Annotated in this window: 10 protein-coding genes and 1 pseudogene; 2 read left to right on the forward strand and 9 right to left on the reverse strand. The window is 46.1% G+C overall.

The genetic code is table 11. The features are described 5' to 3' along the window. Positions 1-6: 6 nt before the first annotated feature. The 3 genes from NSQ73_RS22830 to NSQ73_RS22840 form a co-directional block, all read right to left on the reverse strand. The gene (locus tag NSQ73_RS22830; RefSeq protein ID WP_340988296.1) at positions 7-1503 is read right to left on the reverse strand and encodes an alpha-N-arabinofuranosidase; all 1497 of its coding nucleotides are present in this window, start codon (positions 1501-1503) and stop codon (positions 7-9) included. Positions 1504-1759: 256 nt separating this feature from the next. Then, on the reverse strand, positions 1760-2452 hold the full coding sequence (locus tag NSQ73_RS22835; RefSeq protein WP_340988297.1) for a class D sortase: 693 nt from the start codon (positions 2450-2452) through the stop codon (positions 1760-1762). Beyond that, on the reverse strand, positions 2445-2834 hold the full coding sequence (locus tag NSQ73_RS22840) for an LPXTG cell wall anchor domain-containing protein (RefSeq protein ID WP_340988298.1): 390 nt from the start codon (positions 2832-2834) through the stop codon (positions 2445-2447). The genes NSQ73_RS22835 and NSQ73_RS22840 overlap by 8 nt, the downstream gene beginning before the upstream one ends. 34 nt (positions 2835-2868) lie before the next feature. Here NSQ73_RS22840 and NSQ73_RS22845 point away from each other — a divergent pair, with 34 nt between their 5' ends. Then, complete coding sequence (locus NSQ73_RS22845; protein ID WP_340988299.1) at positions 2869-3360, forward strand: hypothetical protein; 492 nt, start codon at positions 2869-2871, stop codon at positions 3358-3360. Here NSQ73_RS22845 and NSQ73_RS35005 read toward each other — a convergent pair. Then, positions 3345-3968, reverse strand: a pseudogene (locus NSQ73_RS35005) (ice-binding family protein); the annotation flags it as partial. The gene NSQ73_RS22845 and the pseudogene NSQ73_RS35005 sit on opposite strands and share 16 nt — an antisense overlap. Positions 3969-4180: 212 nt before the next feature. On the opposite strand from NSQ73_RS35005, the gene NSQ73_RS22850 reads away from it, so the two are divergent. Next, on the forward strand, positions 4181-4591 hold the full coding sequence (locus tag NSQ73_RS22850; RefSeq protein ID WP_340988300.1) for a peptide deformylase: 411 nt from the start codon (positions 4181-4183) through the stop codon (positions 4589-4591). 123 nt (positions 4592-4714) lie between these two features. Here NSQ73_RS22850 and NSQ73_RS22855 read toward each other — a convergent pair whose 3' ends face one another. From NSQ73_RS22855 to NSQ73_RS22875, 5 genes are all read right to left on the reverse strand, one after another. Next, positions 4715-5656, reverse strand: coding sequence for a 5'-3' exonuclease (locus tag NSQ73_RS22855; RefSeq protein WP_042135106.1), 942 nt, complete (start codon positions 5654-5656; stop codon positions 4715-4717). Positions 5657-5786: 130 nt separating this feature from the next. Beyond that, positions 5787-6698, reverse strand: coding sequence for a putative bifunctional diguanylate cyclase/phosphodiesterase (locus NSQ73_RS22860; protein ID WP_340988301.1), 912 nt, complete (start codon positions 6696-6698; stop codon positions 5787-5789). Between the two features lie 10 nt (positions 6699-6708). Continuing rightward, positions 6709-8421 carry a methyl-accepting chemotaxis protein gene (locus NSQ73_RS22865; RefSeq protein WP_340988302.1) on the reverse strand — a complete coding sequence of 571 codons (1713 nt, stop codon included), beginning with the start codon at positions 8419-8421 and terminating at the stop codon, positions 6709-6711. An 85-nt stretch (positions 8422-8506) separates the two neighbouring features. Beyond that, positions 8507-9235 (reverse strand): response regulator transcription factor, encoded by a 729-nt coding sequence (locus NSQ73_RS22870; RefSeq protein WP_042135104.1) that lies wholly within the window; start codon positions 9233-9235, stop codon positions 8507-8509. Next, positions 9232-12453: a response regulator gene (locus NSQ73_RS22875; protein ID WP_340988303.1), complete on the reverse strand. Its 3222-nt coding sequence runs from the start codon at positions 12451-12453 to the stop codon at positions 9232-9234. Before NSQ73_RS22875 ends, NSQ73_RS22870 begins: the two co-directional genes overlap by 4 nt. Positions 12454-12459 lie beyond the last annotated feature (6 nt).

Below are 12459 nucleotides of genomic sequence, written 5' to 3' on the forward strand. Positions count from 1 at the left end.
TTCCCGTTAAGCTCCCGGAGTAATTGCCAGTACTGTCACCGACATTGGCGGCAGTTCAACCGTAAGGGTGTTGGCTTCAAGCTGGAAGGCGGTGAACGGCTGCGGTACTACCGCTTCCGGCTGCCCGAAGGTATTGTGGGCATCGATGGAAGACCCGGCAAGTGTAGTGCCGCTTACGGCTGCTGACTGTCCAGCCAGTCCGCGCAGCTCCAGCGGCAATACTGCCGGTGCAGCGTGATTCAGGTTGCACAGGCTGACATGAATGACACCCTCTGCTGTTACGGAAGCTGAAGCAGATACTTCAGGAATCTCCACGCCCTCATAGCTGTATACCGGACTATCCACCGTCAGATCCAGCAGCTCCGCATCCTGATGTACTTTATACATATTGAATACATGATAGGTTGGAGTCAGCAGCATTTTCTCGCCTTCGGTCAGGATTACAGCCTGCAGCACGTTAACGGTCTGGGCAATGTTCGCCATCCGCACACGGTCGCTGTGCTTGTGGAAGATATTCAGGGTCAGACCGGCAACCAGCGCATCGCGGATCGTGTTCTGCTGGTAGAGGAATCCAGGGTTCGTACCGGGTTCCACATCATACCAGGTGCCCCATTCATCGACGATCAGGCCCACTCTTTTGTCCGGATCGTATTTGTCCATAATGACACTGTGCCGGGTAACCAGCTCATCCATGAACAGCGCCTTCTTCAATGTGTTGAAATATTCATCCGTTCCATAGCCGGTAGCCGCACCTTTATTAGTCCAATCCGAAGTCGGCAGGGTGTAGTAGTGCAGGGTAAGCGAATCCATGAAGCGGGTGGCTTCGCGCATCAGCACTTCGGTCCAGTTATAGTCATCCGAGTTCGCGCCGCAGGCGATCCGGTGAATCTTGTTATCCCCATAGTTGCGCACATAAGTCTGATATTGGCGGTACAGGTCAGCATAATATTCAGGACGCATATTGCCGCCGCAGCCCCAGTTCTCATTGCCCACGCCGAAGTAAGCTACACTCCAGGCCTCTTCCTGGCCGTTCTTCTGGCGCAGCTCAGCCATTGGAGATACGCCGTTAAAGGTCAAATACTCAACCCACTCGGACATCTCCTGTACCGTTCCGCTCCCTACATTGCCGTTGATGTACGGCTCACATTCCAGCATGGCGCAGAGCCGCATGAATTCATGTGTACCAAAATGATTGTTCTCAACCGCACCGCCCCAATGGGTATTGATCATCCGCTTGCGTTCTTCACTCGGGCCAATGCCGTCCTTCCAGTGGTATTCATCGGCGAAGCAGCCGCCCGGCCAGCGCAATACGGGAATCTTCATTTCCTTAAGCGCTTCCACTACATCGTTGCGGATACCCTTCGTGTTCGGAATCGGCGAATCTTCCCCTACCCAGATGCCTTCATAGATACAGCGTCCCAGATGCTCAGCGAAATGTCCATAGATGTTACGGTTAATTGTACCTTTGCGGATATCAGTGTTCAGTACGATGCGTTCTGCCATTTCAGTTAACGCTCCTCTTTAAGTTAATATATTTGTTAATCATTTAACACTTATATTAATATTATAGTCAGGCTTCCGCCGGTTCGTCAATCTTTAAATTAAGTATCTCGTGCTACCGTTTCTTAAGAATTTTTCCATCCTTCGCTGCGGTGGCGCATAGAATGTAGTACTTCTTTGGGTGGTCAGGCCCGTTTTCCCTCCAAAAAAAATCCTTTGACACCGAGATGTCAAAGGATAAAGGTAAGCCGAAAGATTTTCATGTTGTGGGGGAACGGACTTCAGCAATCAGGTCTGCGATGAGAATATAACGGTCGGGAGCCGCGCCGATAAAGTGAAAGGGGTAGCAGGTACTTACGGTTAGGACAGCGTGGTCTGTAGGTACAATAATCGTTTTATCGTCTTTATCAACAATCCGTATAGCACTTATCTTATAGGTGAAAGAACCGGCTGATGTATCAACGATTAGCTTGTTTCCTATTTCCAGCTCGCCTAATTTGGAAAAGACAGTATCCCGGTGTCCGGATAGAACCGAATTGTTATTCTCACCCGGCAGTACGCTTTCCGGGAAATGTCCAATTCCCTCCTCCAGCTCATCCTCGTCTGTCCCGTGTATAATCGGAAGAATTTGCTGTAATGCCGGAATTATCAGCTGTCCGATAACATCGCCTTCCAGCGGCCTTATGGGATAGAGGATATCATCCTGCGGCGGTATGCTGCTGGAATCGCCTGCTTCTACAGGAACGGCGATGCTGCTCTTTACACTATTGCGCAGATCAGCCTGAATTGGGATAAGATGAGTATTTTCGCTATAAGCAACGGGTACCGCTTGCGCCTGGATATGAATCAGAGCCCAAGAGATAGACAAGATCCCCATAATCATTGATACCAGGGAGATAACGTATATCTGTTTTCCGGCTTGTACTTTGTGCTCAGTGTGCCGCTTATTCACGAAGCTTTCTCCTCCATAAGATTACTCCTCCCATTATGGTTAATAGAGATCCTGAGAGAAGCAAGTTGTACCACGGCGTTGCAGTGGCCGGAAGCTGGCCTCCGGTGACTGTAGGTACAGATACGGGAACCGCCTCAAACTTGAACACAGTTCCGTTATGGGAAGTGAATCTTACCAGAATATTATAAGTCCCTACCGGTGCTTTAGCGATCCTATACTTAACACTTTCAGTTCCTTCTATATTGTATAACTTTCCCCCCAGATCGAAATTCCACACTCCTGTGTCTTCTTGATTATCAGGGAGCTTTGCATCAATAACCATATCCCCGTCCGGAAGTAAGCCTACTTTAATCCATTCCGTTTCTACAATCCAAACAGGCACTGCCGGCAGCTCCGCAGGAGATGAAGCAGCAGGAGTGTTGACAGGTGAAGCAACGGAGCCTGGCGTTGCTTCAGCCGGGATTGGTGTGGCCGTGGCTATTGGCGTTGCTGTAGACGGTATTGGTGTTGTCATAGCTGGTATTGGCGTTGCCGTGGCTGGCACTGGTGTTGCCGTGGCCGGTATTGGTATTGCCGTAGCTGGTACTGGCGTTGCCGTTGCCGGTACTGGCATTACCGTAGCTGGTACTGGCGTTGCCGTAGCCGGTACTGGCGTTGCCGTAGCTGGTACTGGCGTTGCCGTAGCTGGTACTGGCGTTGCCGTAGCTGGTACTGGCGTTGCCGTAGCTGGTATTGGCGTTGCCGTAGCTGGTACTGGCGGTTGTACCGGTGGTTCCACAGGCGGCTCCTGTACACAAGCCGGAACAGTAATGTTAGACGGGCCCGGGCCAGTGAATGTAACTGCATCTTGTGACAGAATTCTGCCATTTATAATAGTATTAATACCAACCGTTGTTGCTGAAGATTGACTCAATAAACTGCCATTGAACTCCGTATTTGCCGCGAGTGTCGCGGCCCCGTTTACCACCCAATAGATATTACAGGCTTGTGCCCCGTCTGTTAATAGAATCTTCGTACCGGCCGTTGTATCCAATGTCCCAGCAATTTGGAAGATAAAAATATCATCACCGCTAAGCGTTACATCAGCACTGATATTAACTGCACCCGGATAATTATATATACCGGGCAGCAGGATTTCGCCTCCCAGATCTGCTCCAGCCGTTCCATTAACAGTAGGCACCTGTGAATTCGCATACACAATGGCATTACCCAAATCAATGTCAGCAGCATGATAAACACTATCATCTAAATAATTATTCCCATTTGTTATATGTGGAATTACGGTCTGAGTAATAGCTCCCGTATTTCCGGAAACGGAAGTCTCAACCGTTGTCATCGTCTTTGCAAGTAGTCCGAAAGTGGCTGCTGAACCCAAATTCATGTCTATTACCGCAGCTGAAGCGGGCAGCACAATCCTTGAAAAAGACAGCGTGAAAACCAGCACAATTGCGGTGAGTCCTAGATATTTTAGTTTCATACGCATGCTCCCTCTTTTTTTGTTTCCAATTTTTACCATTATATCTTATTAATTCTACAGTAGTCTTGTCAAATAAGCAAAGTAAATCTGTAATTCCGCACCATACACGATATACCGGCACTGCAAAAAACCACTACACACCCGGAGGTGTCTGACGGCTTTACATTATTGTTCTAGCAAGATTCATTTCACTGTCCATACAAAAGATGATATCATGGCAGTGGCAACCAAATAAAAAAATGGAGATTACTATGATCAGACCCATATGTAAAGATATGACGATTCTAAGCCAGAAGTCCACTCCGGCTACCCCAGAGGATCTGCCGGTGTTAACGGATCTCCTGGATACGCTGCGCGCCAATGCGGACCGCTGTGTCGGCATGGCGGCTGACATGATCGGTGTCAACAAGCGCATCATAGTGTTCAGTATCGGACCGGTAAATGTCCCTATGATCAATCCGGTCATCAGCAAGCGTAATAATCCCTATGAAACCGAGGAGAGCTGTCTGTCACATGATGGCGTACGCAGAACTGTGCGTTATGATTCCATTGAGGTAGAGTTCCTCGACCGTAATTTTAAGCCGCAGAACCAGACCTTCACCGGCTTTACTGCGCAGATCATTCAGCATGAGATTGACCACTGCGACGGAATTATTATCTGAGCCCGGCATATGGTATTCATTTGTTAGGGACAACACAAAAAGACCCCTACGCGAGATTTTCGCAAGGGGTCTTCTGCTTATTCAGGAGGCTCTGGCCTGCCTAAGCCTATAACTAAGCTCTTCTCAGCCCAAATCTCCGAGTTCAATCTGTACGATTCCCCGGTCATCCCGGACCTCGGCGATCCCGCCGATCAGATGCATCAGGCTGCCGAACTCCAGCTCATTGAACTTGCGTGCCGCAGTATCCCGCTGCAGTGCCCACAGACAGTCCGCCAGTTCGCAGACCACCGGCACATCGCAGCGGATTTCCGCCAGCTCCCGCGAGAGATGCAGCATATCGAGGTCAGCCTCGATTTTGGCCCGCACGCCTTTGGGCAGCAGATGCAGGTTCTCAATGACACCTTCCACGGTGCCGTATTCGGTCAGCAGCTTGGTGGCTGTTTTCTCACCGATGCCCTTAACGCCGGGATAATTGTCGCTGGTGTCGCCCATGAAGCCCTTCAGGTCAATCACCTGTGCAGGGGTGAGGCCACGTTCAGCAAGGAGCTCCGCCGGATCATACACTTTATAGTTGGAGCGGCCTTTTTTCATAATCACGACCTTGACACTGTCATTCACCAGTTGCAGCATATCGTGGTCGCCTGTGAGAATATAGACCTCCGACTCCCCGCTGTAGCACGAAGCCAGTGTACCGATGCAGTCATCTGCCTCATAACCAACCAGACCGATATTCGGCACGCCCAGCTCGGCCACTACCTCTTTCACGAGGTCAAACTGCGGGATCAGCTCCAGCGGCGCATCAATGCGGTTCGATTTGTAGCCGTCATACTTCTCCGTACGGAAGGTACCCTTGCCCATATCCCAGCAGCAGACCACATGTGAAGGCTCAAACGTACTCACCGCGTCGAAAAAATACTGCAAAAATCCATACACCGCATTCGTCGGAAGCCCGGCGCTGGTCTTGCGGATATATCCTCCATAAGAGGTAGCATAAAAAGCCCGGAACAGCAGAGCCATTCCATCCACGATCATTACCCGGCCCTTAGTTTCTGTTACTGTGCTCATGTGTAACCTCTCCTTGTGCATACAATTTGCATTGCGCCTCTAGGAGTATTCTATCAGAAAACTAGTAATCTTATAAGAGTGCATCCAGATTCCCACAGCTCCAATCATTGGGAGGCCCGGCCGGAATTAACTACTGTAGCACCAAATCATAGTTAAAAATCCCTTCGGACGCCAGTAAATCTTCAAAGTCTCTCACCGCTAAGGGCTTACTGTACAGGAATCCTTGAATCTCATCGCATTTATAATCAGACAGAAGCTCTAGTTCTTCCATTCGTTCCACCCCTTCAGCTATGACCTTCATACCCAGATTGTGTGCCAGGAAGATTAAAGATGATACAATCGCCTGATCACAATTGCTGCTTATCATTTCACGAATGAAGATCCGGTCAACTTTGAGTGTATCTATTGGAAAATACTTAAAATAACTTAAAGAAGATTGTCCGCTTCCAAAATCATCTATCGCGATATTCACACCGGTTGCTTTGATACTTTCTACGGTTGCTATCATGCTCTCCGTATGTGTCAGAAATCCGCTTTCTGTAATTTCAAGTTCCAGCCTGCGAGGATCTACGTTGGTTTCACGTATAATTCCAGAGAGGATACTTGGAATATCATCCATCATCAGTTGCCTGACGGACAGGTTTACTGAAATACGAATTGCTGACGTTAAATGCTCCTCCCATTTGTTCAACTGTCTGCAGGCAGAGAGGAGCACCCATTCACCAATCGGACAAATGAGCCCCGTCTCTTCAAGGATAGGAATGAAAATCTCGGGGGAGATCATTCCGAATGTGGGATGCTCCCAACGGAGCAATGCTTCAGCGCCCACAATTTTCTGTCTGGGAACATCGACCTGTGGTTGATATACGAGAAAAAATTCTTCATTTTCGAGCGCATGGTGTAGATCTTTCTCAAGCTGCTGCCGATAAAGAGGCTCCTCTGCTTTTGGGACATTGCTGATAAGTTTCCGAGATGTTACTCGTAAAAAAAGATAAATACAAATACCGGCGGATACAATGAATTTCAGAATTATTATCAGCATATTCTTTACCTTAATTCCTATAAATCTTGAAACCGTTTAAATTGTCGTACAAATCCTCGGCCATTTGGGCTAAGGAAGCTGAGGATGCTGATATTTCTTCCATTGATGCTAGCTGTTCTTCTGTTGCTGCTGCAATATTCTGCGTGCCGGAGGCAGAAGTTTTGGCAGAAGTATTGATCTCTTCCACCGAACGAAACACTATTTCTGTTCCTGCAGCCAGATCCTGAACTTCATTTGTGACTTCCCTGATCTGGGCGGCGACGTTATCCACAGACTCTTCAATCTGTGCAAATGCTTGCCCTGCCGAATTCACAATCTCGATCCCGCTCTCAACCTCTTTAGACGTGCGTTCCATGGATCGGACAGCTTTGCCTGTTTCCGACTGAATCGTACTGATCAGGACAGATATTTTTTGGGCCGATCCTGCTGATTGCTCAGCCAGCTTGCGGACCTCATTCGCGACAACCGCAAATCCCCGGCCATGTTCTCCAGCCCTGGCCGCTTCGATTGTTGCGTTCAGCGCGAGCAAATTGGTTTGTGCTGAAATCCCTGATATAGTGTCTACAATCTGACCTATCTCTTCTGACTGCTGTTCTAAACCATGAATAATGCTGTTCAGCTCTTCAATCGCCGCATAGATTGAACTCATTTGACTCACAGCTGTATGGACCGCTTCATTTCCCTCCAATGATAGATCTGAAGTCTGTGAGGCTGTTTCAGACATGTTCTGAGCATTCCGTTCAATAAGCTGAATACTGTCCTTCATATGTTCCATTGTTCTGGCCGTTACTTCAACCGCATGAACCTGTTGATCTGCACCTCCCGCTACTTCTTGAACATTTGCCGCAATATTTTCACTGGCTGTGCTGGTCTGTTCCGCATTTGCCGTAAGCTGCACAGAGAACGCCGCAACCTGCTGCGAAGTCTCTGTAATCTGCCCGAACAGGTTTCTTAATACCTCGAGCATAGTATTGAGAGAATGCGTAAGTTGTCCGAGTTCATCTCTGGAACGATAACTTGCTTCTCCGGTGAAATCTCTGTTCTCCGCTTCTTTCATAAGCTTCTGTACAGCCTGTACCGGCTTTACAATCATCCTTATGATGATAATTCCGACAACAGTGCAGAGCAGACAAAAAGCGATGGACAGGATGTTTGATAACAGAATGCTTTGCTCCCCTTGTTCGCGGACCAAAGTGTTAATGGCAGCGGCACTATCCTTAAGTTTGTTTTCCAATGTGTCACCTAAAGTAAGCATTACATTCATTGTGGGTACAACATTATTTTTGTAATATTCATAGGCTTCCACATTGCGATTAACAGCCCCCAAAGCAAAGGCTTCCTGCATGGAACGGATGTATACAATAAATTCAGTTTTAATATCTTTTACAAGCTTTTTCTCCTCTTCGGTGATCCCATTCACAAGCATTCTATCCAGAATATTTGAATTCGCATTCACTAGGCTATCGAATTTTATTTTTAATTCCTTCGCCTCTTGATTTGTACTAGTCTGCATGGATTGGAACAGAATGCTTTCCATCGCCCGGTTGCCGGTACGGTAATTTAGAAAATCTGCTTCCGGCACCATCTGATCGAAATACATCGCGTTAGAATTATCAACCATTTTCGTCAACGATACATATCCAAGAGCAGATTGTGCAACCATGGCTACAATAAAGACTCCGATCAACAGAAACAGTTTTGTTGCTACTTTTAGATTACGCACAGTTCTATCCCCTTCCTATCACTTACATCTCCCTTTCATGATAGAGCAGAGGTATTAAAACATTTCTTGTAAAAGTATTAGGAATCTATGTCTTTTCTTCATATTCATTGAATTTATTCAGCGAAAATTTATAGCCTATTCCCCAAACTGTTTTAATATATTTCGGATTTTTTGGATCTAGTTCAATTTTATTTCTGAGCTTCATAACATGCACATCAATTGAGCGTTCATTCACTAATGTATGGATTCCACGCAGATAAATGATCAGTTCCTCCCGCGAGAACACCCGCTCCGGATGGTTATAAAGGAGTTTCATAATTTCAAATTCGGTAAAGGTTGTCTCTACTATTTTCCCTTGAACTTTAATGGACCGGTATTCATGTTCAATAACAATGCTTTTATCTTCCGGTCTAGAAATTGAATGACTTCCATCAGCCTCTTTATAATTTGATCTCTGATACGCTCTCCGTAAAATGGCATTCATTCTGGCTAACAGCTCCTTCATGCTGAAGGGCTTGCATAAATAATCATCCGCCCCGGCGTTTAAGGCTTCGACACGGCTCATGACTTCGGTATTCATAGAAATAATTACGATGGGCACCACAGATTCTTTACGAATCTCTCTGCAAACCTCAATGCCGTTTAAGTCAGGCAGCACTAAATCAATGATCACAAGATCGGGTTGCTTTTCCTCAATAAGAGCAAGTCCTCCGGTTCCTGTATCTACTCTGTAAACAATATTGCCTTCTTCTGCAAGATACATCTTTATCATGTCACCGATAATCATGTCATCCTCAATAAGTATTACTTTCATAATAAAACCCTCTCATGATCAAGTACATCCTTGCTGTCACCAGGATATTCATTATCTAAATAGTGCTGTATAGAGGAGATGATCCCCAGAAGCTCATCCTCCAAATTGTCCAATCCATTCTGGAGATCAGCATCCTGCTCTAGTTCTAATTCAAGCCTCATTGCAGCTGTCAGCAGCCGGTCGGCACACAGATTCCCTGCCACACCCTTAAAGGTATGAAGCATCCGATGATATCCAGTTAAATCGTCATTGTTCAGGGCATCCCGCAGTTGTTCAACAAAAAGCTTATAGTCACGAATAAACACAGTGAACATATAACGTACAATATATTCTTTTCCGCTAACTCTTTGCAAAAGCAATTGATAATCTATTCCTTTGACACGTCTGTTCAGTAACGCAATTAGTGCATCGACCTGAAGCGGCTTGGTCAATACACCGTTCATCCCAATGCGGTAATACATTTCATGCTCTTCCTTTACAGTATTTGCGGTCAGGGCTATGACGGGCAGGTGGTCATACTCGCGGTTCTGCCGTATCTTCTTCGTCACCTCAATTCCACTAAGTTCAGGCATATGAATGTCCAGTAAAAGCAAGTCCCATCCCCCATGTTCCAGTAAAGCCAGAGCCTCCTTACCATCATTTGCTGCGGTTACCTCAAAGCCGTATGAAGTCAGAAGCTCTGTGACAACAAGCTGATTAATTTCGTTATCTTCTGCTAACAGAATTTTCCGCTGAATCCCGGGTAAGGAAAGCTTCCCGCTACCCTTAATCTCATGCGGTGAATCCGGTTCATTCTTGAACAAGGTGTACATGGCCTGGTACAGGCCGTTACGGCTAACGGGCATTAGAATTAGAGCATCCGGCTGCAGACTCGCAGGCAATTTCGAAATCCCATCACGTACCTCTGCCGTTGAAATTGCAACATAGCGAACGGGATGTGTATGATGTATTTTCTGAAGCTGCAGCCAGTCGTTCAACCCTTCCCGCTCATTCATACTTAAATCAACCACAATCACTTCAACAGGCAGATGAGAATAAACAAGATCCGATTGTTCACATGCCGCAACATCAAAGTTCATTGATTCCAGCATAGAGCATAACCCGTTTCTAACCGCAGCATTGTTCTCAATGACAAGAACTCTGGTTTGTGAAAATTCCATCCGCTCCTCCAGCTGAAGCAATTCATCCGGTCGTGCATATTCAAAGGGAATGGTAAAGGAAAACTTACTGCCCTGTCCCGGCTCGCTGCTGATTTCAATATCTCCTCCCATCAGTTCAACAAAGTATTTGCAGATCGGAAGTCCCAGGCCGGTTCCTCCACCCATCTGTCTGGAATAATGTCTGACCTGCATGAAGGGTTCAAACAGATGATCGATCTGATCGCTCGTGAGCCCGATGCCCGTATCTTCTACCGAAAATTCCAAATGAATAATATCTTCTTCATATCTTACGGGTTCAACTTTGACGTATATATGACCCCTATCCGTAAATTTAATGGCATTGTTTATCATATTGATAAGAATTTGTTCAACGCGCAGAGAATCACCATAGAGCATCTCCGGAATATCCGCCGATGTATCAATAATGAACTTTAGCTGTTTCGATCCGAGAAGCACGGCAAGAATATCCGATAATTCCTGCATCAGCTGATGCAGATTAAAATTAACCTTTTGCAGTTCAATTTTACCGGCCTCAATCTTCGAGAGATCAAGAACATCATTAATAATACCAAGCAAGGTATGGGACGAGGAGAGAATTTTGTTCAAATAATCTTTTTGCACCGGAGACATTTCCTGTCTAGTCAAAAGCTCCGTGAGACCTATGATTCCGCTAAGCGGGGTACGTATTTCATGGCTCATGCGGGCAAGAAACTCGCTTTTTGCCTTATTAGCTTCGTCTGCCGCCCTGCTTTTCTTCACATGGGTAATATCATGCCCAGTGGTTATAACCCCTATTACTTCCTGTTTCATGTTAAAGAACGGAGACAAAGTGACATCATATTGATGTTCTCTCCTGGCTGATCTAAAGCTGTATTCAAATCTCTCCATCGTTCCATTTGAGATGACCTGTCTGAAGTAATAGAGCCATTGCTCAACATGCTCACCCGCTGGCATCTGTTCTGTTATCATTGTCCCAATCAGGCTCCCAGGCGATATTCGAAGCGTCTCGGCCACTTTATTATTTACAGATGTAATTCGTCCCTGCACATCAAACCACACTATGAAATCCTGGGTGCTCTCCACAAGCGAACGGTATAACTCCTCACTCTCTTTAAGCTTCTTCTCTGATTCCATGCGCTGGGAAATATCTATAACAGAGCCGATGATAGCGCCAACGATGTTGTCATAGAAAACTGGATTCAGATTGATAAGCAGCGTATGCTCCTTAAATAATATTTCAAATGTCTGCGGTTCTCCGGCCCAGGCCTTTTCCTTTTGAATCTTCATAAAAACACTTAGATCCTCAGGGAATAAATCCAGTCTATCAAGTGTCTTGCCGACGAGTTCACTGGAGGAAATCCCCAGTTCAACACACAAGGCACCTCCGGCGATTTTATATTTGAATTCTTCATTTTCTCTGGTCAATTTATAGATAAATCCAGGTTGCAGATGAAGAATCTCTAACAGATCGCTTTGCATCTCATCGAACCGTTGCTTCAGCCTCTGGGCATTGCACATATAGAATAACTTTGCCGCGATAAATAACCCGGATGCCTCATACACGGCCAAAAATTGCAGACTGGCGGATAAAGAATGTGAGTTGTCAATATAATTATAAAATAATATCAACAGAAGATTGGTCACGGTGACTAAGATGATCCACTGCTTCCAGAAGGAGTGAATATAGCGGATGGTTATATTGCAAACAATAAAAATGATGGACACATCAATAATCCCCACTATCATCATCTTTATGGATGGCTCATAAATAAGACGGGGAAGGATAATTAACAAAGCCGCCAATGCTGATGCGAATGGGCCGCCAATGGAAGCAGCAATGAGTATGGGGATGGTACTCAGGTCCGCAATCAGGCAATTATTAAAGGGATGACTAACAGCATATATTAGAATGACGCCCACAAGGCCCTGGTATATCCCCACTTTCCAAGTGTAGCCTGTTAAAACCCTCAGATTAATGTTTACCCTCATCATAAAGTGCTCGAAAAAAAACGTAAAAATCGTCAACAGGCAAAAACTGAGAATCAAATCACGAATCAACTCACT

The sequence above is a fragment of the Paenibacillus sp. FSL R10-2736 genome, from assembly GCF_038000245.1.
Taxonomy (GTDB): domain Bacteria; phylum Bacillota; class Bacilli; order Paenibacillales; family Paenibacillaceae; genus Paenibacillus_AQ; species Paenibacillus_AQ phytohabitans.